The following is a 21604-nucleotide window of genomic DNA, read 5'->3' as shown; positions in this document are numbered from 1 at the left end:
TTTTATTAATCTAGATTTTTTTATGTTCTACAATTACGTTGTCTTGGCGCATCTGTTGGTAAAGAATGTTCGCTTGCTTTAGATAGTGCTCCCAAGCATCAGAACGCTTAGTAAATCCAGTCGACGCGTAACTTCCGCTATCACCCGTTGCAGGAAGATCATCAATGAGGAACAGTGAACCACCTTGCTGTAGGTGATCATTTAGCGCATCAATCATGACGTTAAAGCCAATTCTTGCTGGCTCAGCATAATTAATAGATTCATATTTAGACTGACGATAGAATTTCTTTAATGAGGCGTCGCTGATCAATTTTTTCTCATCAGCAAAAATCTCGTCGTAATGGGCTTTAGTGATCTGCTTACTATTCTTGTCTACCACTAAACGAAGTAATGCAGTCACTCCAGTCCACTTACCTTTTTCATCAAGCAGCTTTTCTGCATGTTGATAAAATAACTGCTCTGTGCCCTCTCCATATATTTGAGCATGAATTTTAGCGGTGAGCGGTACCATTGATTGCTGAATACTATTGGATGCACCCGCTACAACGTCAATGCCGGCATACTTTAAGCGATTAGGTTCTTTTAATTTATTAGCTAAGGCAGGATCAAAATCAGGATTCAATTCAAAAGTTAACTTGTCTTGTTCAACCATTAACTTTTCCATGGTAAGCGCTGACTGCACCCAAGCAGTGCCCTTTTTCTTCCCCATAGAAAAGTTGTATTCAGACATGCGTTTAGGCACATCTTGGTACAGGCGAGTGTAATAGTTAGGACGGCCACTCTCATTAAATTCAGCAAATATCACGTCTTTGGCATTACTAGTGTCAGTTACGATCGCAACACTCCCCATATGTCCCTGACGGAAGCGTGCTTCTTGATAATAATAATCACCTTTTAGTAAGCCTAATTGTGGTTGAATAGACCATTTCAACTTAAAGGCGTCATCTCCTGAGGCTTCTTTAGAGCCTACTGGTACATATTCTGGTGTCGTACCGTCTACTCTTGGGAGGGTATTAATCGCTTTTAATATGCCATTGGAAGAGTAAGTTGCTCCTGATACAGCGTCGATACCTTCCTGGCCATTATTGGAAACCACTTTTGACAATAACCGCTCAGCATTCAAATACAGTGATTCAGTCTCTTTCTGTGATTTAGTTTTAATATCAACTATGTGGCCATTCTTCACTTCTACGGTGAGCGTAATAATGCTCTTCTTACCTTTCGCAGATACATCATGTATTCCATCGACATATTTTCCATGGGGCGTTGTATTGCTACATCCCGCTAAAGTCATTGTCATAATAGTAGCGGCACTAAATACAAGCTTACGATTAAATTTCATATTAAAACCTTTAAATGTTATTTCATTGCTAACAGCATAAAAGGTTAAATGTTTTCGACAATTGCGGAAAACCGCAATAAAGAAAGGTTTATTCTATTTGTTTGACAGAGATAACATTTGGCGCATTGTTTTTTTAAATTTTAATAATCACATGTTAATAATTAAAAGATAAAGTCAGCCACTTAAAGTCAAAGGTTGTTACGTGAAGAAATATATATTACCCCTATTACTATTATCTACATATACACAAGCTGCGTTACTACCACAGCCTGAAGCACCAGAATTCAAAGTCATTACTGTCGATACGCACGGTGAACCGTACCGCTGCGAAGGCAACGCAATAATAACAAAGACTGATTATGGGAAAAACTTGACGACTCTAAAATATTTTGGAACCTCAATAAGCATCAATATATATGGAGAGAATAGTTCGGAAAAAATTATGTGCAATGCTCTGCATGTCATACAAAAATATCATTACCTTGCATCAAATTATAGTACCTATCCTCATGTGACGAATGTAAAAACAATCAACAACACCCCGGCTGAAAAGCATATAATTTCGCCAGAATTAACTGCAATGATACAAGAAAGTATTGAGTGGTATAAAAAATCGGATGGCTACTTTAACATAGCTCTCTCTCCCGTGATTGATCTTTGGCGAGGTTATAGAGCCCAGTGCAAAGGTGAAACCAAGCGACTACAACAATGTGGAACGCCGACAGAAATAGAGCTCATAAACGCTGCTAAACTGGTAAATATTAATAACATACAGTTAGATAAAAAAGAAAATACAATACAAATGAAAACAGGGATGAGTATAGATTTAGGCGGCATTGCTAAAGGCTGGATGGCTGAAATGGTATACCGACAGCTTAAAAAAGATGGGGTTAAAAACTTTATGATTAATGCTGGTGGTAACATAAGACATTATGGTTTCCATCCACAAGGAAGAGAGTTCACAACCGCAATAGAAAACCCTATATGCAAAAAATATAACAACGAGTTAGCACGTTGCCAAACGTTAACAGAGCAATATCATGAAATTATTACTGGTAAGGATTTAACCTTAGTGTCTAGCGGTAATTATCTACGATATTACCTTGCTAACGGTAAAGAGTATCATCATTTGATCAACCCAAAAACACTAAAGCCTAAGCGTACTGGTATATCAACGACAGTAATTATGAATAACAACCAGATATATGCTGACATTATATCAACTATGTTGTTTCTAATGCCTTATCAACAATCTCTTGATTATGTTAATAGCAATCCAGGCATTGAAGCTGTTTGGTATTTGACTGAAGATGGAATAAAAATGGAAAGTAATGGATTTGATCGCTATCGACTTAAAGTTGCTGACTAAAAACAATAAATATACCGTTTATTCATTGGCATGATATAAATATTAATTTATATAGTGGTTTTCCGCATAATTATAATAGATGTGAGTTTTTTCACTTAATAGCATTATATTTAGCAAAAAAGCCATTATTGCGCCATAATGCAGTTACCACCCCATGCTAACTATTTTAATGGATTTCCGATTTTGCCTCATCGCTATCATTGCATATTTTTGTTTTTCCACGTTTAGCTATGCTAGCGATACAAAAACCTTACGGATAGGTGTATTGGCATTTGCACACACTGAAGCAGTCCTCTCGCGTTGGCAACCAACAATTACCCGTTTGGAAACAGATCTAGACACCCCGGTCCAATTGGTTGTTTTAACCCCTACAGAGCTAGATGAAGCCGTAGAACAAAAAACAGTAGATTTCATTATCACTAATGCGTTAACAGCGGTCAGTTATAAAAAAGACCACGGTACTAGTAGCCTACTAACACTGGTACCTTTGATGTCCAGTAACCCCGCATTTGCAGTAGGTTCAGCACTAGTCACTCATCAGGAACTTGAAGTAAACAGCGTTACTGATCTTAGTCAGTTAAAAGTAGTTTCTACTGATCGAAAAGCATTTGGTGGCTTTCAAATATTTGCAGGGCAAATGGCGCAACAAGGTCTTAATCCATTTGATGACTTTAAGCAGTTAGATTTTGTCGGTTTTCCGCAAAATAAACTACTTTCAATGATCGAAGCTGGTGATACTGATATCGCTATTTTGCCTACCTGTGTATTAGAGAATGCCATTAAGCACCGTGAAATCTCAGCGACGACACTAAAAGTGGTGTTAACCAAACCATCAACGGAACTTAAATGTCAGAGTTCAAGCAAGCTATACCCCTATTACTCTTTTTCAAAATTAGGTAAAACGGATCATCGACTCGCGACTAAAGTGATTAAATCCTTACTTTCTATTCATGCAACGGACGATGCCGCGTTTTATGGCCGATATGATTCCTGGTCAGCGACTGTAAATGATAGCAGTGTATTTAAGCTATTAAGGCAATTGCAGCAATGGCCATTTGTAACAAACTGGACCTCAATTTTTAAAACTGCTCTTCCATGGGTTATTGCAGGTTTTATTTTTCTGTTTCTCGGTTATTTACATCATTTAAGAGTTAAGAGACTAGTGGTTTTGCGGACTCACGACTTAAAATCTGAAATCTATCAGCATAAAATGACCCAAGACGCGCTATTTACCCAAACTGAACAGTTTTATAAAGCACAAAGAGTGCTTTTAACCGGAGAGATGGCATCTGGTATTGCTCATGAACTCAATCAACCTCTAGCCGGGATCCGTTATCTAACACAAGGTTGTATCTACCGCTTGTCTGCAGAACAGACTGAGCTTAAAGAAGCAATGACTAAAGCAATCCAGCAAGTAGATCGCGCCCAAGAAACAATTCAACGCTTCAGAAATTTTTGCCATCAACCAAGTGTTATGAGCCACTGCAATATTAACATGATCCTTGACGATACATTAACGCTAATGGCTGCAGAATTCTCAAGAGTTAAACTAAATCCGCAGTTAACATTAGAAAACATCGGCATCACTGGTGATGCGAGTCTACTGCAACAGGTTTTTGTCAATATAATACGTAATGCTCTCGATGCAATGGAGGACGTTGCAAAGCCTCAATTATTTATAACGATGGCGTTAGTTGGAGATCAAGTAAAAATTGAATTTACTGATAACGGTAAAGGTCTGTTACCGCAAGAATTAGAACGCCTTTTCTTTCCATTTGAAACATCAAAGAAGAATGGATTAGGCCTAGGTATGATAATTTGTAAACGCATAATAGAAGAGCATCATGGCGAGATCAGTGCCTGTAATAATCGAGATATAGGTTTAACTTTAACTATCACCCTACCACTGGAGTAACACAACATTGTGCAGATTATATTTGGTCGATGATGATCAAGATGTACTCGACTCGTTGACTTGGATGTTAACCGGACTCGGCTATGATCCTTTAGGCTTTTTGTCCGCCGATGCTTTTTTAAGTAGCGCGGATATTACCCAAGCAGGTATTGCTATTTTAGATGTACAAATGCCTGGAATGGATGGAAGTGCCTTACTAAGCCACTTAACAACACTGCAAAGTCCAATCGCCGTGATAATGTTAACTGGCCATGGAAATATAGCCATGGCTGTACAAGCAATCCAAAAAGGTGCTATTGATTTCCTCGAGAAGCCTGTTGATGGAGATAAACTCCTATCATTACTGGAAAAAGCAAAAATACAAACGATGCAGTACACGCAACGAAACTTAGCTCGAGAAGCCTTGGAAACTAAACTCGCAACACTGACTCCAAGAGAATATGAGGTAATGGAAAAGGTATTGGAAGGAAAACTGAATAAAGTGGTTGGTAAGCCCCTAGTTTTCTAGACACTTTCTAAGTTCTCATAATACTGCTTTTCAAAATTCATTGGAGACAGTCCGTTATTACTACCATGATGCCGCACTGGATTGTAGAAATATTCGATATAGTTAAATATTTCAGCACGCGCTTCATCTCTGGTTTTGTAGACTTTTCGCTTAATCCTGTCTTTTTTCAGTAATGAGAAAAAGCTTTCAGCAACTGCATTATCATGACAGTTTCCTCTTCGACTCATACTCGCTTCCAGGTTGTGCTCTTTAAGAAAGCTGCGCCAATCAGAGCAAGTATATTGCACGCCTTGATCGGAATGGATAAGCACCTTTTCTGTTGGAGTGCGTCTCCATACCGCCATCAGTAGCGCATCAATAACTAGGTCAGCTCTAGCTGTACTTTTCATTGTCCAACCGACAACTTGTCGAGAGAATAGATCGATAACAACAGTGAGATATAGCCAACCTTCATGAGTCCGAATATAGGTAAAGTCGGTCACCCAAACTTTATTGGGCTCAGCGATGTCAAACCCTCTATTTAACGTATTTGGTGCTGTATGACTAACATCGCCTCTGCCAAAACTTGGATTGCGCTTATAGCCACGTACAGCCTTAATATCAGCTGTTCTCATGATCCGATATACCCGATTTTTTCCAACAGCCTCACCATCATCTTTAAGGTCTAAAGTGATATTTCGGTAGCCATACACACAACCGCTTTCTAGCCAATACTGTTTAATTTTACCTAGTAGTCGCTTATCTTCAGTAGCTCTGCGACTCAGAGGCTCCTTAAGCCAGGCATAGAAGCCGCTGCGGTGAACGCCAAGTATTTCGCATAGGGTTTTTACTGGGTAGTGCTTGAGCCTAGACTTTATGAACGTGTACTTTTCTTTGACTCGCTTGCAAAGTACACGGCGGCCTCCTTTAGGATATTTCGCTCTTCGGTTACGCGACGTAGTTCAGCCTTGAGTTTACGTATTTCGTCTTGTTGATTATCAATGGTGATGTGTTGCTTTTCCGGCTTATCAAACTTATTAATCCAGTTGTGCAAACTTTTGGAAGTGACGCCTAATCTATCAGCAACATCTGCGATTTGATAACCACGCTCAGTGACTTGTTTAACAGCTTCTATTTTGAACTCATCTGGATATCGTTTTCCGCGCATGTAACACCTCATATTTTTGGTTAAGTATAACTCTATGAAGTGTCTACTGTTCTAGGGGCTTACCAGGTGGCCGCTGAATTAAACGTAGCACAAAGAACTTTAGAGTTACATAGACAAAAAGTAATGCAAAAAATGCAGGTAAGTAATATCGCTGAGCTTGCTTATTTAATGGGGAAAAGCTCTGAGTACTAGTTTATAACAGCTTAAAGCGAAGAGGCTTATTTTTAAGCTATGCGGCTACCTGGAATTCGCTTTATATTCGCCCATGAAGCACAAAACTCCCAACCTCTGTCTTTACATATCAACCCAGCACTGTAACGGCTTTTGGCGATTAAGCTTGGATTTTCTTTAGCAGTAACGCCCTGTTGGTTTACGCCGCCAAAAGCGCTTGAATAGATCATATTTAACACTACTACCGAAACCAAAATAGAAAAACTACACGGTGCATGTGTATTGGAGGTTTGGTTGAAAAATGTACGGTTACGTTGTGCCATAATCTGCCTCCAATTTGAACATCGAACTTAGAGCATATCGTAAACCACAATAAATTCAATATTTTGATTTTAGCTCAAGTAGATCTTTATACCTTTGATAACTATCAAGCGTTTACTAATGACAAAGCATGAGCCTCTTGGAAACGGTGCTGAAGTTCACCAATTATAGCGCTATCTCGACTATTGCGACTTCTTCCATGAAGTGAGGATTCAACAAACAACTCAAACCAAGCTTCTAATACAAGGCCATTAGCAGGCTCTCCGGCGACATTTAATGCAAGCGCAGCAACCTCAGCAGTACCGAGTTGGAATTCTCTGGCTCCTTTTCTTAATGCATAACTCGCTGCGAATTCTGGCGAAAACGAAAGTAGTGGTAACTGGTGCAAATAGCTGCTTTTACGAAACATTTTTATCGCTTCACGCCAACTACCGTCGAGTACGACAAACAGTGGATGTTTGCCATTTGGTAGTTTAGATTTATCAACTCGGTTAATTACCGTTTGATTTTCAACGGCATATTCTGATGGGAAGATAACGAAAGCTTGATATTTAGGATCGTTTATTATCGATAACATTTTTTTATTCGGCTCATTTCTCGACCATATGAACGCATGGGTATCAGGGATAATGTCGGCGATTAATCGCCCACTATTACTCGGTTTTAATACTTCATCATCATACATGATTAGCATAAAAGATAGCTCACTACTAACTTGTTTACGCTGGCAACAAGTACAAAATTGCTCAGCCAACAGACATGATTGACAGCGCACAACATTCTTACCTCTAGCAGTAAAAGGCTTAGAGGAGATCGCTTTTCTGTATTCATATAAATGATGAATCGCATGTTTTGGCAAAGTCATGTGTAAAGATCTATCCGGTTATCGTTGGTGCCCAAAAGAAAAAAGCCTACTCATAGGCAGGCTTTTATCAGTGTAAATGCATCTTAATTAGAGTATACGTCTTAACAAAAAATCTGCTTTTAAACGTTTAATACGTTTCATTATTTTCCTAACTGGAGCAGGATAGTTATGCAGCGTTTCGATTTGAGAATAATGGTACAACCTTTCAGTGTGTTCCAGAATATGGGTTTGTTCCTCTTCGAATTTTTGTTTCCAACTTTCATTGTCATCTTGAATTAACAGACCATTCTCTAAATCTAATGCCCAAGCTCTAGGGTTAAGATTGCTACCGGTAATGAGGTGACGTTTACCATCTGCACTCACCCCTTTTAAATGGTAACTATTACGACCATCTTTCCAGAGGTGAATATTTAATTGACCATTTTCAATCGCCCATTGCTGTCGTTTAGCAAATTTTCGGAGTGATTGCTCATACATGTATGGCAATGCGCCAATAGTCGAAAATTCCTCTTCAGGCGGTATATAAAAATCGTTAGAGGTTTTGTCCCCGACAACGATATCAATACGCTTACCATTACGTAAATGCTTAGCAAGTGCCCTCACTAATATGTAGGGAGGATTAAAGTAAGGCGTGCAGATAAACAGTGCTTCTTCTGACTCCTCCACCATCGCTACTACGACTTTATTTAGCAGGTTTTTCTTTCGTCCCAAGCCAACAAGGGGCGTTACACGGTTACCTATCTTTGTCGAAGCAAACTTATACTCTGCTTTGGACAAACGATGTTTTAAACTACTGACTTCAACTTTAGTCGGTAAACGTTCTGCATCTTTCGGTTGAGTCAATGAACTCACGGCGACATCGTTGACTAAGTACGTCAAGATCATTTCACGCATACTGCGTGCAAGCTCACTTGACTCAATGATATGGTAACGGTCAAAACGATACTTGTCGTTTTGATGCAGGTAGATATTATTGAGACTAGCACCACTAAAGATAACGGCGTCGTCAATAATGAAGCCTTTCAAGTGAAGCACGCCCATAAACTCGCGAGATTTCACCGGTACGCCAAGTATATCGATTTGGTGCTCTGCAGCTTCATTGACTTTGCGATACATGAAGTAGTTACCGCTATCACCTTTGTGACCGATCAATCCACGTCTAGCGCGATGAAAATCAACCAGCACTTTAATATCAAGCTCGGGATTAAGTTGTTTAGCAGCCATTAAAGCATTCAGTACTTCCCTGCCCGCCTCATCATCTTCAAGATAAAGTGCTGCGATGTAAACTGAATGCGTGGCGCTTTCTATACGCTTTAACAGCTCAGCTCTTAACGCTTTAGGCGTCAACAACCACTGTAAGGATTCAGATTGTAGCGGTATACCACCTAGCTTACTCAGCAAGGCTCTCTCCTTAATAATGCTTACCATCTTTATAATAAGTGCTAGGCGTTAACTCTCTAAACATAACAACGGTATGTTTAAGCTCCGGGTAAGCACAAATAACGGCTTCTCGAATAGCCCTTTCGGCACGATGGTGTGTTTCGGGATCTTTAGGGAACCATAACACTTCGATTTGAGCTGTATCGTTTACGCTTTGTCCACGTCTATAGCTTTGACTATTAATCCAATCGATAATGAATGATTCAGCCTTTGCCTGACAAATTTCAGCTAGAATGTCGATCAGTGTGTCGCTTAAGTTAGCAACAATGCTTTGCGACATTCCATAAACTCTAATATGTGGCATCAAGAATCCTCTTAGATAAGGGCATAGAAATTACCGATTTAAGCTGCTTTCGGCAAGTATTTTCTACTGAATAGCGCTGTAGCACGCATAAAACTGCATATAGATGGCGGTTTAGCTATATTTTTAGCCAAAGCTAATACTTAAAGGTGATGCGCTGTAGCCTTAAAAGCGGTCTATCAATGACGAATTAACTCAGTGATCACAGCATTTATAATGTTCATTTGATACCATCGAAACTTACTTTCAATCATCGAGAACATGATGAATTTTAAATCTTTATTGACTCTTTTAGGCGTTTTGTTAGGCGCTTGGGCTATATTTCACTTTAAAGCGCAGCTAGGGTTGCTCATGTTGCCACTTTTCTTTGGTTTAGTGCTGTTTGTAACGTTAAAGCTTTATCGTTTAATGGAAAAAGATGATTCAGATAAGCCCGACTAAACCTTTTCACTTTTAGCCAAGGATCCCCAATTGAACCTTAGAAAAATTTTAGCGTCGGCCATACTGCTAACGTTTTCAAGTAACGTTGCAGCCAATGATATCAAGCTTATATTGCCAGATACCAGCGCCCTTACTGCAATTAAGTACAGCAATCATCAAAACAGCACCAAGCTGGATCAGAATTCAGACAAAATGTTTATCCCAGCTAGTACGATGAAACTGCTAACAGCCATCGCAGCGACCGCTTCGCTCGGTGATCAGTTTAAGTATCAAACTAAAGTGCTTGCCAAAACGCCGATTGAAAATGGCAAGATAGACGGCGACGTTTATATTCTATTCTCAGGCGATCCAACACTAACATCCCTAGATATTGAGAGCTTGTTTGCTCAATTGCAACAACAGGGTTTGGCCCTTATTACCGGTAATATTTACCTTGTCGGTGAAGAGTATGAGTTGCAACATGCTCCGGGCCGAGTATGGGATGATTTGGGGATTTGTTACTCAGCCCCAGTATCTAGTTTTATTATTAATGAAAATTGCTTTAAAGCGGAATTTGTACCAAGGCTTGCTGATGATGCTGGAGAGGTTAAAATTGTTGGCAGCGAACCTGTGAGCATAGAAAGCAGGGCCGTATTTGATAAAAGCTTACAACAACCGATATGCGATTTGACCTTGGCTCGTCTTGAAAATAACCATTTTAGGTTAGATGGCTGTTATCCAGGTAGCAAACCTTTAAAGCTAAACATAGCCATTACAGATCCCGCTCGCTTTGCTAAAGATAAACTCACTCAAATCGTCAAAAACACTAAAATTGTCCTTCGCGGTCAGGTATTAATCGCTAGTCAGTTTCCTGCTTATTCGCTATCAGTCGCTGAGCATCAATCTGAGCCATTAACAGATTTAATAGCTACTATGTTGTTAAAGTCAGATAACTTAATCGCTGACAGCCTTTTGAAGCGCTTAGGGCAGCAAGTCTACGGTGCGCCTGGTACTTTTGCTAGTGGAAGTGCAGCGATGAAACTTATTCTCACACAACAAGGAATTGATTTATCAAACGCTCACATAGTCGATGGCTCTGGTTTGTCTCGCTATAACCTATTAAGTGCAAATCAAATCGCTGAAGGATTAGCCCTAGTTAGAGATAATCCTGCCTATACAAACATTATAAACTCACTGCCTGTTGCAGGAGAAAGCGGCACACTGAAATATCGAAAAGGTTACGCAAACGTTTCCCTAAAAGGAAAAGTTTTGGCAAAAACGGGCTCGATGTTAGGCGTATCAAATATGGCGGGCTTCATTAAGAATGGCGATAAAATAACGGCGACATTCGTTGTTTTACAAAATGGTGTCAGCCCTGAAAAAGAGCCGTCAGCAAAACCAAGCTTTGATGTATCTATACTACAACAGCTTACCGAGCAGTAATTTCAACAATCGTTCTTCTCTTGATTAAATCCTAGCTCATTCATTAGATACTAGATACTAAAAAACCAGCGTTCAATTAATTTGAATGCTGGTTATTTTAGGTTCTTACCCTACCTTTTTAGCTTCTGCTTAAAATAAAGTCTCATCAATCTCCATGATAGAGGCATCGCCTGCCGCAACTTGCGATAGATGGTAGTCAGCTTTTGCGATCAATTTATCGAAATAGAAGCGGCTTAAATGTTGCTTTTGTTGCTTAAAGCGACTGTCTTCATGATCATGTGCAGCATATGTCATCGCCATCCAGAAATAGCCGTATAAGCTATATCCAAAGGCATCGAGAAAATCCACAGCGCAAGCATTGATTAATGCCGGTTGCTTAAGCTTTGCCTCGTTAACATCGCTTGCAACTTTAATGAGCTTTTCAAATAGACCCAATACTGTTGTTTTATCTTCACTTGATACGTGATCAAATTGTGCAATATTTGCGGTGTGCTCTTCAACAAATTCAGTCAATGTACTGAGGTTATCCCCAGTGACTTTACGGCCTAAGAAATCAATTGCTTGGATGCCATTTGTGCCTTCATAAATCTGTGCTATTCGAGTGTCACGCACAAGTTGTTCTATACCAGTTTCACGAATGTAACCGTGACCGCCAAACACTTGTTGCGCCATGATCGCTGCGTCTAAACCACGATCACTTAAAAAGGCTTTAGACACTGGCGTTAGTAAGCCGACATAGCGGCTCGCTTTGGCTTTTGCTTCACCATTGTCTGAATACTTTGCTAGATCTAACTGCTGGCCTGTGTAAACTGATAGTGCGCGTCCCGCTTCAGTTAACGTTCTTACCGTTAACAACATACGTCTGACATCACCATGTACTAAGATAGGATCGCTCGTGGCACCTGTTGGTGAGCCCCCAGCAGCCACGCCCTGTACACGCTCTTTAGCATAGTCAGCGGCCATTTGATAAGCAGCTTGAGAAGTCCCTAGACCTTGAATACCTATGGCTAACCGCTCGTAATTCATCATGGTAAACATACACACTAAACCGCGATTCGGCTTACCAATGAGATAACCTTCAGCATCATCAAAATTCATGACGCAGGTCGCAGAGCCTTTAAGCCCCATTTTGTGCTCAATTGACCCTACAGACACACCATTAGGTAAACCTAGACTGTTGTCATCATTAACCTTAATTTTAGGCACAAGGAATAGCGATATACCGTTGGTGTTAGGCAGCTTTGCCAATACCAAGTGAATGACATTCTCAGTTAAATCATGATCACCACCAGTAATAAATATCTTGCTACCAGTAATCTTGTAACTACCATCTTCGTTCGGTACCGCTTTAGTGCGAATATTGCGCAGGTCAGAACCCGCTTGAGGCTCTGTCATATCCATCGCACCAGCCCACTCACCGCTGTACATCATCGGCAAATATTGCTGCTTGATCGCCTCAGTGCCATGGGCATGAATCGCCAACGCAGCTCCCGCGGTTAACGAGCCATAAAGCGTGAAGGCATTACACGCACTGTAAGCCATCTCATCGACCAAGACCCCAAGCATTTTTGGCATCCCCATCCCCCCTAGGTCAGGGTCGCCACATAAGCCGACCCAGCCCCCTTCAGCATATTGGTCATATACCGCTTTATAGCCATCAGGTGTGATCACCTTATCAGCTTCATGACGTACTCCTTGCTCATCGCCGTTGCGATTAATAGGATGAATAAGTTCACGACTGATTTTGTCTGCTTCATCTAAAATGGCTGCCGCTGTATCCATATCAACGGACTCAGCCATTGCAGGTAATTCGGACCAAGTTTTAGGTGCATCAAATACGTTTTCAAGAAGAAATCGCATCTCTGCTAATGGGGCGTTGTAGGGATTCATATTATGCTCTTAAACGATAGATTTAAACAGATGTTTCAATTTATCAGATATATCAAAAAAGGAAGCCTTTTCTCGTGAAAACCTCCCCGCCAATCGTCGTTTCCCCTCATGTAATTCACAATAAGCTGTAACCCCATTAAGCCTTGTATTAAGGTTTCTTTCCCCCCTTTTGTTGCATTAAATGTCAAACAATGCGGAAGCTGAGATAACTCATTATTTTGGAAAGGCAGTACTAAACTGTAAGATTCACTAGTTGTTTAGGCACTCGTGGTCTTATACCCTTCCGCCAACTGGAAATATCCTCACAAAGCCGTTTAAACTTCCCAAGACAGAGAGCGCGATGAAACTCAAATATCAAATTCGGTTTGTTATAACCACGGCATTACTGACAGTCTCCCCACAGCTCGTTGCAGAGCAAGCGAAACAAAAGCATTTAGATGATCCAACTCGCATAATGACTAAACTTGGCGCGGGTTACGATGGTGAACTTACCTTTAACGGTTCAATCGGTCTTGACGAAACAAGAATGCTACGTGGTCAAATTAATGCTGATGCGAGTGAATGGCAGCTAGGCGGCTCTTGGTTATTTGAAAAAGGCATTTTGAATGCCTATCTAAATGGCCATGAGGAACGAAACACTTATAATCTTGGCACTTACGTCTCTTTGTCATTGATGGGGGTCGATACCGGAAAATGGATGGTATTCCCGATGGCGGGGGTCAGCTTTGTCGATGGTAAGAGAGGCAACGATAACAGTACCGGCGCCTATTTAGGTGCTTTCGCCATTCGGCCTATTGATGCTCAATGGTCCCTTGTTACTTATGTGGGTGGCTCTATTGGTTCAAATGATTACTCGAGCTATTGGCTAGGTGCTGGCGCCAGTTATAAAATCACATCAAAACATAGTGTTAGACTTATGGGATCTTACTCAGAAGATAACTATCGTACTGATAACAAGCTCAGTATTTCCTATAGCTACGAGCTTTAATAAAACTCGGCATTCATGCTGGTTAGGCGTGCTAGCAAACTTAAAGGCCTAACCAACCTGCACAGTGCGGTTAATTTCCGCGCAACTTGCTTTCTATTTGAGTTTATATATCGCTAATATTGTTTGATGGATGGTAATCGTCTCTGGAATGGTCGTTACAATCTGCATTTTGTTTGTACTACCAGCGCTGTATAAGTACCCTCTATTGCTTAAAGAAAACCATCAAAACTACTGCTAAAGGGATCTTGATAACAAGCAGCCTGAATAATATTCAGGCTATTAATAGCTTAGCCGTTTGGGCCTTGTCAGGTTTCAAACATCATTAATTCCCGACAAGACCCGGCTTTAATTAAGGTTGATAAGCGTTAAGGGTTATATCGCCCTGGAGCGATAATATTGTTTGGATCTAAGGCCTTTTTAATTTTATCTACAACAGACCAATGCGGCTCCTCGGCTGACAGTAAACGCCGCTGTTGCTCTACATTCACCCGGTATGGCACGAAACCTAACTTGCATCCGCTATCGAATAGTTCATCTAAGCATAATTTCGCCGCTTTTATAGCCGCGGGATCCGCTCAATTAAACAGCAGTGGAACCGTACTGTCGATACAATCATGCTTAATAGTTGTCAGGGTGATTAACGGCTCTATATCGAATTTTAGACAAATCGTTCGCACCATATCAACAAATTCGCGGATTTTATCTTCTGTTGCAGGGATCAACGGCGCATACCAAAGCAGTCCACAATTATCTTTGGCAGGGTTTAGCATTTGTAACTGCTTTGGTTTATCGGGATTACGCCAATATGCTAAAGGCAAAGCAACTTCATTTGGAATGCCGCGCATTATCTGGGTGGTTTTTTCCAGCGCTGCCAGTTGTCGTCTTGGCCCCGTAAGCACCCTATCAGGCAGTAGATCAATAAATTGATTTGCTATGGCGATCTCTCGGGCTGAGATAAATAGTGAGCGCTTAACCGCTGTATTGCCTTTAAGTTTGCGCTTAATCTCTTTTTTAACGGCTTTAACAACCCTTGCGCTACCATACAGACTGCCAATACAGGTCCATTGACTCACTTTATATTCTTGCTTTAAGCGATCGACATCGGTTTGGCTACACAGGGATAGTCCATTAGCGTTAGTAACCATCATTGATAACATTCTACGGCTATCTAGTATGTTGATAGAACCAACAACACCGGCAAAATCTCGAAGTAGCTGTTGCACGAGTGGAAACACCCGCTCTAGATCTGACTCTTCAGCGCAAAATAGATAAAATGACTCAACGAGCTCAGGTTCATGTGCCAACCTAATGCTCATCGACGTAGCAATACCGAGATTACTTTGGGTAAATATGCCATCCAAGTATGGACCCAGGCCCCATTTATAGGACATATCAACAATATTTTGTTTTGTTAAATCTAACGAGGCGATAGCCGAACTATAGTGAGAGCCATCAGCTAATACGGCTTGAATACTCGTCACCGCTGCAAAATGGTCAGCGTGTGGAGTGATCCCATAGCCACGCTCAAGCGCATTGCCGACAATACTACAACTTGGACCGGCGCCGGTGACTGGCACCATCAATGCTGCATTGCAGCTATCTAAATAGTCTCTAAGGTTTTGTTGGGTAACCCCTGGTTGTAACCAAACTATTCCCAGTTGTTCATTGAGCTCTATTCGCTTTAGCTCAGATAAATCTAAGATAAAATGCGCCCTGCTATCATCAGTGGGCATTGCGGTGCCGTAGCCCCAGTTTTGGCCACTGCTAATAACTTGCAGCGGAGTACCGTAAGCATTTGCGGCTGTTACTATGTGGCCAATATTAGCCATTTCAACTGCTTGACCATGGTCTGCACTAATTTGCCGTACAATAAAGGCACCGCCAATACTGCGTGATATTGCCATGGTATTTGCGCCATATCTATTCAACGCTTTTTTCGCATCCAAGCAAGTAACTTGTCCTTTCGTCAGTTGCTGTATCTGCTTTGTGATCAAAGAAAAAATATCCGTGGTCTGTTTGTTGCCTTTATTATCACTATGCATAGTCGCAACCCTCTTCAACTTCCAGCTTAGAGATCTGAGTGACCTTTTCAACGGCTGAACTTTGTAACAATTGAATTAGGTTGATGTCCTTAAGGTTTGTTTGGTCAATAGCACTCTTGTTATAGAGATGATCAATAAGCCATTGTTCAAAATTAATCTCTCCGGTAATTGCCACCCCGTCTGTATCTCCAAGCGCTCGACAAAGGTTGTGTATTTTTGAGCGCAAGGATTTTCCTTTTGTCAGCTTTAAACTGTAATCACTATGTTTCATAAAGGAATTAATAAGGATACCGTCGTCTTGAATGGATTCATTGATCACTGCTTCGAAAGCACGATAACGTGACCGTACAGTGTCATTAATTGAGCAACCATCTAATCCTGGATACATATTTGATCCAATTTGATAGAGAGTTTGCGCAACCACTGGATTAAGCGTACGGGTGATAAACGGCAGTGGCTTACCTAAGTTCTGGCTATTATTCCAATAACATAAAACACCTCGGATAATTTGACGTGCATAAAGCCAAGAATAAAGTTCAGCTCTGTTGTCGATTTCTGCTGAGATCATACAAGCCTTAAACACGTATACTTGCTCAGCTGAAGCTGTGTAGATAAAGCGACCTGAAGCGTAAGCACATAATTCTCCCTCAATAGAAATTAACCAAAGATGATCAGAATCCATCGAAGACTTGTGTACATTTGCGTTACAAAATGTGCTCTGTAGCAATTGCTCTCTATGGGCTTGGTCTTTCGAGTAAATATGCAGGAGTAGCTGTTGTATATCCCTGACTACTCGCTGGTTTATCTGTTTATCTCTTGTTAACGGGTTAGAGATCTCTTCTACATCAAACTGCCCAATTTTTGATACACCTTCTTGGTAGTAACCTAGATGATATGTATTCCTTTTCATGTGAGAACGTCCTTTCATTTAACCAATATGAAGTCTCCGCAAGCATCAAAGCGCTATAAATAGCAACTCAGCTGCTCAAACGTTGACGTTTAATGAGCAGGGAAACTACGATATGACTCCCTGTCATTATTCATAATAATTAATCAGTTACGTTTAATGATGAATGGCGACCAAGTTTAAAAGTGAAATAGCTTTATTTAATAAAGGAAATAGCGTGGCTATTTGTGAGGCGTAAGATAGAGCGACCTTGTCCGCCAACCATTGACTGCAGATGGTCATCCGGGTTTCCACAAAAAAAGCCGCAAACTAATGTTTGCGGCTTTAATCATTAAAACACTTAATTAAGCAATCGAACTGTTACCACATAAGATCATCTGGAATGACATAATCAGCATAGGGATCATCCTCTTCAACTGCTTCGACATTATCTTCCTGAGACCATAAATAGCCAACCCATGCTGGTACCAATAAATTGACTCGTTCTACAAGTTTGTGAGGAACCAAGTAACTAATATCTTCGTGCCTTACAATACCTAAATGCCCTTTCAACAACTCACTTTGCATTTTTTTATCGACATAAAGAGAATAAATTTTCTTCTCGAAGGTAAAGTTAAATTTAATGTCTGCATCTTTTGACGGAGTAATCGCCAGCTTCTTAAATTCAGTGACGAGTCCTCGAACCAAACCTTTTTCAGTCGCTTCATTAAATCGCTGTTCATTTAACAGCTTATCTTTTTCGATTTGTGCTAGCTTCTTGGCTGCTATTTCCTTCTTTAGCGCCTCGCTGCCGTCATCAACTTTTGCTTTTTTGTCACGACGCTTTTGAGTTTTAGTATCTCTTACTTTTTGCTTACTAACCAAACCAGCCTTAAGTAATTGTTCCTGAAAAGGATTTGCCATATCTAATATTCTCTAATTCAACTTTGTTTTTGTTTTGCTAATTGACCAATTTCGGCGATTGCAGCGCCGGCTCCACCGAGAGACCAGCCACCGTCAACCGGTAAAACGGCGCCGGTTATGTAGGAAGCCATATCGGAAGCTAAAAACAACGCTGCATTCGCGATATCTTCGCAGTTACCATTGCGCCTCAGTGGTACACCTTTTGCGACATGCTCTTGTAGCTCTGGTGTTGGTGCTAATCGATCGAACCCCTCTGTCCCAGCAATAGGACCTGGTACTATCGAATTAATTCTAATGCCTTTATAACCCCACTCAATTGCAAGGGTTTTAGTTAACATATCGACGCCAGCTTTAGCTGCACAAACATGTACCTGCATCGGCATTGGCACAAAAGCTTGAGGCGCTGATATCTGGATAATCGCACCGCCTTTATCTTTCAATAAAGGTAAAGCTTGCTTCAACACTTGAAAACTGCCGAGTAGATCTATGTCCATGACAGACTTAAAGCCATTTTCAGATAATTTCTCTGCACTCGCTGGAAAATTTCCTGCGGCGCCACTGACTAATACTTCAATTGTGCCAAACGCTGCGCCTATATATTCAAAACCGAGTGATAATGCCTCAATATCTCGTACGTCAAAGCAAGCTCCGATATGATGACCGCTTGGATTTTCAGCGTTTAATTTTGCCACCGCGGCATCCACTTTATCTTTACTTCTACTCGCTACAGCAACATTAGCGCCAGCTTTTGCGAAGCTCAATGCGATACCAAGATTGATCCCGCTGGTACCGCCTACAACAACGACGTTTTTTCCCTGATAATCGAACATAGAGTGCACTCCAATTGCTTTATAATTTACAAATTATGCCAGTAATCTATTCGTAACTTATATGACTACACTCAATAATTAAAGCTTTTAATCTAAACCTTTACGCAATTGACTGATGTATCTCTTGTAATGCTTTTAAAGGGTCAAACGCTTTAGTGATCGGTCGGCCGATGACCAAGTAATCAGACCCCGCAGCCAAAGCTTGTGGGGGCGTCATCACTCGGTGCTGATCCCCCTTGTCACTGCCAATAGGTCTTATCCCTGGTGTGATCAATTTAAATTCATGGCCGAACTTTTCTTTTAATAAACTCGCTTCTTGAGCAGAGCAAACGACACCATCTAATCCTGCACGCTGAGTTAATGCAGCTAAACGCTGTACATGCTCTGCCGCTGGAACATTCACACCCAGTAACTGCAGCTCATCATCACTCATTGACGTTAAGACGGTTACAGCAATAAGTAACGGTGCTTTATCACCATATTGCTCAAGCGCTCGTTTAGCCGCCTCCATCATTGCTAATCCGCCTGAAGCATGGACGTTTGTCATCCAAACACCTAACTCAGCAGCAGCCGAAACCGCTTTAGCAACTGTATTAGGGATATCGTGAAATTTCAGATCCAAAAATAGATCAAAGCCACGACTATGAATATCTGTAACGATTTGAGGCCCGAACAAGGTAAACATCTCCTTGCCTACTTTAAGGCGGCACATATTTGGGTCAAGCTTATCAATCAGCTGCAAAGCATCGTTTCTATTGTCGTAATCTAATGCTACCAAAATAGGTTTGTTCGTCATTTCTTCTCCAATCGCTTTGCGTTTTTAATACTATTCAAATGTTTTTAGGGTGGACAGGAGCAACTATTCTCCGTCTAGCCCCCTTACTCTTTTTATACTTCCCCAATTCTTACAAGAGGGACAATGCCAATACAGTCTATGAGATGGAAAGCCACATTCGCTGCAGCGATATCCTGGGCGAAACTTAATTTGCTGCTCCACCAATTGCTCAAGCATCGACAAGCTTTTTTTAGCTTGGCCATCTTCAGCTTGTTTAACATGCATCTTCATCAAATGTTGAAAGCTTTTCATCGTTGGATGACGAATCAAACCTTCTAGGATCAGCTTTTCCGCATCTTTCTCATTTCCCTGAGAAATCATATGCTGCGCTAGAGTCACAGCAATACTAGCACCAGCGCCCTTCTCTATGGCTTCTCGGAGAAGTTCTTGATAACCAAAGTTGTCATCTGTCAGTAAGTAAACTTGTTTAGCAATGGGTAGACTGTCAGGAAAAAGGTCGATATCGGTATTGAGTAGTTTCTCTATATATTGCTTACATGATTTAAAGTCTTCAAGCTTCAAGTAAAGCTCCGCTAGAGTCAGCAGCGCCCGTCCACAACTTGGATCGATTTTATTGGCTGATAGTAACCGTTTCAATTTTATTGCGTCATCAGCCGATTCTGCAGCCAGTTCACAATAGAAATGAGCACTATCGTGTTTGAGTACTTGCTGGCGTTTACGTTTAAGCTTCTTAATAATATCAATCGCTTTTTGCCAATCTTTGGTGACTTGATAAATCGCAATAAGCTGTGTTTCAGCCTCTTCGCTATGATCTTCTTGATTAACAAGATTAATAAAAATTTCTTCTGCGCGATCATAAAATCCAGCTGCGAGGTAGTCTTTACCCAGTTCCATCATCGCAATATCTCTTTGCTCTGTGGTAAGACTAGGTCTGGCAATGAGGTTCTGGTGAATTCGAATCGAGCGGTCAACTTCACCGCGCTTTCTAAAAAGAGAACCTAAAGAAAGGTGAGTATCTATGGTTTCGTCATCAACATCCAACATCGATATAAATAGGTCAACTGCTTTGTCTGATTCATTAGACAGTAAAAAATTTAAGCCAGTGAAGTAGTCTCTACTGAGCTGTTTCCTTTGGTTTGTCTGTTTCTGTCTGACACTTCTGCGCCCCATATACCAGCCATATCCGGCCGCAATTGGTAGCAACAGAAATAAAATTTCTAACATATTACGCGTCTACTTCCTTTGTTGCAGTTTCAGTCACAGCGTTAGCCTTGTCGGCAATAGTGTCATTTGCAGCAACTTGTTTCTTTAAACGCCTTATAGACAGTTTAAGCCCGGCTATATGATACATTGCGAACACCCAGCTCACTAAAAAGCCAGCTAAAAATACACAAGCAAGCACTACAGGCAGCCGAAACTCGCCCTGAGCGACGAAATAGCTAATATTAACAACTTGTTCGTTACGGGCACCGAAGATAAGCGCTAAGAAAAAAAATGCAGCGACTAAAACGGCAATAATGAATGACTTCACGTTAAGCTCCATACACGTGTTGGTAAGCTTTGATTATCTAAGAAAAAGAGTGAACTAGCTAGTGTTACCTAGGCTTTAGATATAAAAAAGCCTCCCTAGGGAGGCTTTTAATACAGTGTAAATTACGCGTTGACCGCGTCAACACGTTCGCGCAGTTCTTTGCCTGGCTTAAAGTGCGGTACGTACTTGCCTTCCAAGTCGACTGAGGTTCCAGTCTTTGGATTACGGCCAGTGCGCGGTGCACGATAATGAAGTGAGAAACTACCAAAGCCGCGGATTTCGATACGATCTCCACCCTCTAATGTATCAGCCATTTGCTCCAACATTTCTTTAATAGCGCTTTCCACTTCCTTCGCAGACAGCTGCGACTGCCTAGTGGCAAGTTTTTCGATCAGTTCGGATTTTGTCATCCTATACCCTCTATTATCAAGCCAAACACAGTCACCTTTTAGGGGTGCATGCACCCCTGAACTTC

Annotated in this window: 22 protein-coding genes; 7 read left to right on the top strand and 15 right to left on the bottom strand. The window is 41.0% G+C overall.

The features are described 5' to 3' along the window. Positions 1–10: 10 nt before the first annotated feature. Positions 11–1342 (bottom strand): FMN-binding protein, encoded by a 1332-nt coding sequence (locus SWP_RS11315; RefSeq protein ID WP_020912612.1) that lies wholly within the window; start codon positions 1340–1342, stop codon positions 11–13. 202 nt (positions 1343–1544) lie between these two features. On the opposite strand from SWP_RS11315, the gene SWP_RS11310 reads away from it, so the two are divergent. The 3 genes from SWP_RS11310 to SWP_RS11300 all read left to right on the top strand — a co-directional run bounded on the left by SWP_RS11310 (position 1545) and on the right by SWP_RS11300 (position 5134). Further along, the gene (locus SWP_RS11310; RefSeq protein WP_020912611.1) at positions 1545–2711 is read left to right on the top strand and encodes an FAD:protein FMN transferase; all 1167 of its coding nucleotides are present in this window, start codon (positions 1545–1547) and stop codon (positions 2709–2711) included. Between the two features lie 265 nt (positions 2712–2976). Next, on the top strand, positions 2977–4626 hold the full coding sequence (locus tag SWP_RS11305) for a sensor histidine kinase (RefSeq protein WP_266197933.1): 1650 nt from the start codon (positions 2977–2979) through the stop codon (positions 4624–4626). Positions 4627–4633: 7 nt separating this feature from the next. Next, entirely contained in the window at positions 4634–5134 is a 501-nt protein-coding gene (locus tag SWP_RS11300) for a response regulator transcription factor (protein ID WP_020912609.1), read from the top strand. Here SWP_RS11300 and SWP_RS11295 read toward each other — a convergent pair. Beyond that, positions 5131–6281, bottom strand: a protein-coding gene (locus SWP_RS11295; protein ID WP_143711153.1) for an IS3-like element ISSpi1 family transposase whose coding sequence is annotated in 2 segments (ribosomal slippage) — positions 5131–6044 and positions 6044–6281 — 1152 coding nt in all. Because the reading frame shifts where the segments join, the coding sequence is not laid out codon by codon here. The genes SWP_RS11300 and SWP_RS11295 overlap by 4 nt on opposite strands. Before the next feature lie 66 nt (positions 6282–6347). Between SWP_RS11295 and SWP_RS23470 the strand changes: the two genes are divergently transcribed. Beyond that, positions 6348–6473: a LuxR C-terminal-related transcriptional regulator gene (locus SWP_RS23470; protein ID WP_266197932.1), complete on the top strand. Its 126-nt coding sequence runs from the start codon at positions 6348–6350 to the stop codon at positions 6471–6473. Positions 6474–6505: 32 nt separating this feature from the next. On the opposite strand, the gene SWP_RS11285 is transcribed toward SWP_RS23470, so the two are convergent. The 4 genes from SWP_RS11285 to SWP_RS11270 all read right to left on the bottom strand — a co-directional run bounded on the left by SWP_RS11285 (position 6506) and on the right by SWP_RS11270 (position 9382). Next, a complete protein-coding gene (locus SWP_RS11285) occupies positions 6506–6775 on the bottom strand; it encodes a hypothetical protein (protein ID WP_020912607.1) in 270 nt (89 codons plus the stop codon). Between the two features lie 104 nt (positions 6776–6879). Continuing rightward, positions 6880–7638 carry a tRNA-uridine aminocarboxypropyltransferase gene (locus SWP_RS11280; protein WP_020912606.1) on the bottom strand — a complete coding sequence of 253 codons (759 nt, stop codon included), beginning with the start codon at positions 7636–7638 and terminating at the stop codon, positions 6880–6882. A gap of 87 nt (positions 7639–7725) precedes the next feature. Beyond that, entirely contained in the window at positions 7726–9039 is a 1314-nt protein-coding gene (gene pssA, locus SWP_RS11275) for a CDP-diacylglycerol--serine O-phosphatidyltransferase (RefSeq protein ID WP_020912605.1), read from the bottom strand. A 10-nt stretch (positions 9040–9049) separates the two neighbouring features. Further along, positions 9050–9382 (bottom strand): DUF1904 family protein, encoded by a 333-nt coding sequence (locus tag SWP_RS11270; RefSeq protein ID WP_020912604.1) that lies wholly within the window; start codon positions 9380–9382, stop codon positions 9050–9052. 258 nt (positions 9383–9640) lie between these two features. Between SWP_RS11270 and SWP_RS23890 the strand changes: the two genes are divergently transcribed. Next, positions 9641–9820 (top strand): hypothetical protein, encoded by a 180-nt coding sequence (locus SWP_RS23890; RefSeq protein ID WP_020912603.1) that lies wholly within the window; start codon positions 9641–9643, stop codon positions 9818–9820. A gap of 30 nt (positions 9821–9850) precedes the next feature. After that, a complete protein-coding gene (gene dacB, locus SWP_RS11265; protein WP_020912602.1) occupies positions 9851–11242 on the top strand; it encodes a D-alanyl-D-alanine carboxypeptidase/D-alanyl-D-alanine endopeptidase in 1392 nt (463 codons plus the stop codon). Between the two features lie 129 nt (positions 11243–11371). Here dacB and SWP_RS11260 read toward each other — a convergent pair whose 3' ends face one another. Next, positions 11372–13132 carry an acyl-CoA dehydrogenase family protein gene (locus SWP_RS11260; protein ID WP_020912601.1) on the bottom strand — a complete coding sequence of 587 codons (1761 nt, stop codon included), beginning with the start codon at positions 13130–13132 and terminating at the stop codon, positions 11372–11374. Between the two features lie 340 nt (positions 13133–13472). Here SWP_RS11260 and SWP_RS11255 point away from each other — a divergent pair, with 340 nt between their 5' ends. Next, positions 13473–14120: a hypothetical protein gene (locus SWP_RS11255; RefSeq protein WP_044555861.1), complete on the top strand. Its 648-nt coding sequence runs from the start codon at positions 13473–13475 to the stop codon at positions 14118–14120. A gap of 575 nt (positions 14121–14695) precedes the next feature. Here the strand turns inward: SWP_RS11255 and SWP_RS11250 are convergent. The 8 genes from SWP_RS11250 to ihfB form a co-directional block, all read right to left on the bottom strand. Next, the gene (locus tag SWP_RS11250; protein WP_020912597.1) at positions 14696–16162 is read right to left on the bottom strand and encodes an FAD-binding oxidoreductase; all 1467 of its coding nucleotides are present in this window, start codon (positions 16160–16162) and stop codon (positions 14696–14698) included. Continuing rightward, positions 16155–17072: a hypothetical protein gene (locus tag SWP_RS11245; protein WP_020912596.1), complete on the bottom strand. Its 918-nt coding sequence runs from the start codon at positions 17070–17072 to the stop codon at positions 16155–16157. Before SWP_RS11245 ends, SWP_RS11250 begins: the two co-directional genes overlap by 8 nt. Before the next feature lie 357 nt (positions 17073–17429). After that, entirely contained in the window at positions 17430–17972 is a 543-nt protein-coding gene (locus SWP_RS11240) for a DUF2058 domain-containing protein (protein WP_020912595.1), read from the bottom strand. A gap of 17 nt (positions 17973–17989) precedes the next feature. Continuing rightward, positions 17990–18802, bottom strand: coding sequence for an SDR family oxidoreductase (locus SWP_RS11235; RefSeq protein ID WP_020912594.1), 813 nt, complete (start codon positions 18800–18802; stop codon positions 17990–17992). A 100-nt stretch (positions 18803–18902) separates the two neighbouring features. After that, positions 18903–19598 (bottom strand): orotidine-5'-phosphate decarboxylase, encoded by a 696-nt coding sequence (pyrF, locus tag SWP_RS11230; RefSeq protein WP_020912593.1) that lies wholly within the window; start codon positions 19596–19598, stop codon positions 18903–18905. Between the two features lie 63 nt (positions 19599–19661). Then, a complete protein-coding gene (lapB, locus tag SWP_RS11225) occupies positions 19662–20822 on the bottom strand; it encodes a lipopolysaccharide assembly protein LapB (protein WP_020912592.1) in 1161 nt (386 codons plus the stop codon). A 1-nt stretch (position 20823) separates the two neighbouring features. Next, complete coding sequence (locus SWP_RS11220; protein WP_020912591.1) at positions 20824–21129, bottom strand: LapA family protein; 306 nt, start codon at positions 21127–21129, stop codon at positions 20824–20826. Positions 21130–21251: 122 nt separating this feature from the next. Further along, on the bottom strand, positions 21252–21539 hold the full coding sequence (ihfB, locus tag SWP_RS11215; protein ID WP_044555860.1) for an integration host factor subunit beta: 288 nt from the start codon (positions 21537–21539) through the stop codon (positions 21252–21254). Positions 21540–21604: the final 65 nt, after the last annotated feature.

The sequence above is a fragment of the Shewanella piezotolerans WP3 genome, from assembly GCF_000014885.1.
GTDB lineage: Bacteria > Pseudomonadota > Gammaproteobacteria > Enterobacterales > Shewanellaceae > Shewanella > Shewanella piezotolerans.
This window is presented reverse-complemented; position numbering and strand designations above follow the sequence as displayed.

What these genes read in the sequence shown, in the direction of transcription:
- SWP_RS11285 (WP_020912607.1), bottom strand. Translation starts at nt 6,775, where the DNA reads ATGGCACAACGTAACCGTACATTTTTCAACCAAACCTCCAATACACAT.
- SWP_RS11315 (WP_020912612.1), bottom strand. Translation starts at nt 1,342, where the DNA reads ATGAAATTTAATCGTAAGCTTGTATTTAGTGCCGCTACTATTATGACA.
- SWP_RS11250 (WP_020912597.1), bottom strand. Translation starts at nt 16,162, where the DNA reads ATGCATAGTGATAATAAAGGCAACAAACAGACCACGGATATTTTTTCT.
- SWP_RS11270 (WP_020912604.1), bottom strand. Translation starts at nt 9,382, where the DNA reads ATGCCACATATTAGAGTTTATGGAATGTCGCAAAGCATTGTTGCTAAC.
- SWP_RS11245 (WP_020912596.1), bottom strand. Translation starts at nt 17,072, where the DNA reads ATGAAAAGGAATACATATCATCTAGGTTACTACCAAGAAGGTGTATCA.
- SWP_RS11235 (WP_020912594.1), bottom strand. Translation starts at nt 18,802, where the DNA reads ATGTTCGATTATCAGGGAAAAAACGTCGTTGTTGTAGGCGGTACCAGC.
- SWP_RS11260 (WP_020912601.1), bottom strand. Translation starts at nt 13,132, where the DNA reads ATGAATCCCTACAACGCCCCATTAGCAGAGATGCGATTTCTTCTTGAA.
- SWP_RS23890 (WP_020912603.1), top strand. Translation starts at nt 9,641, where the DNA reads ATGATGAATTTTAAATCTTTATTGACTCTTTTAGGCGTTTTGTTAGGC.
- SWP_RS11240 (WP_020912595.1), bottom strand. Translation starts at nt 17,972, where the DNA reads ATGGCAAATCCTTTTCAGGAACAATTACTTAAGGCTGGTTTGGTTAGT.
- SWP_RS11280 (WP_020912606.1), bottom strand. Translation starts at nt 7,638, where the DNA reads ATGACTTTGCCAAAACATGCGATTCATCATTTATATGAATACAGAAAA.
- ihfB (WP_044555860.1), bottom strand. Translation starts at nt 21,539, where the DNA reads ATGACAAAATCCGAACTGATCGAAAAACTTGCCACTAGGCAGTCGCAG.
- lapB (WP_020912592.1), bottom strand. Translation starts at nt 20,822, where the DNA reads ATGTTAGAAATTTTATTTCTGTTGCTACCAATTGCGGCCGGATATGGC.
- pyrF (WP_020912593.1), bottom strand. Translation starts at nt 19,598, where the DNA reads ATGACGAACAAACCTATTTTGGTAGCATTAGATTACGACAATAGAAAC.
- SWP_RS11255 (WP_044555861.1), top strand. Translation starts at nt 13,473, where the DNA reads ATGAAACTCAAATATCAAATTCGGTTTGTTATAACCACGGCATTACTG.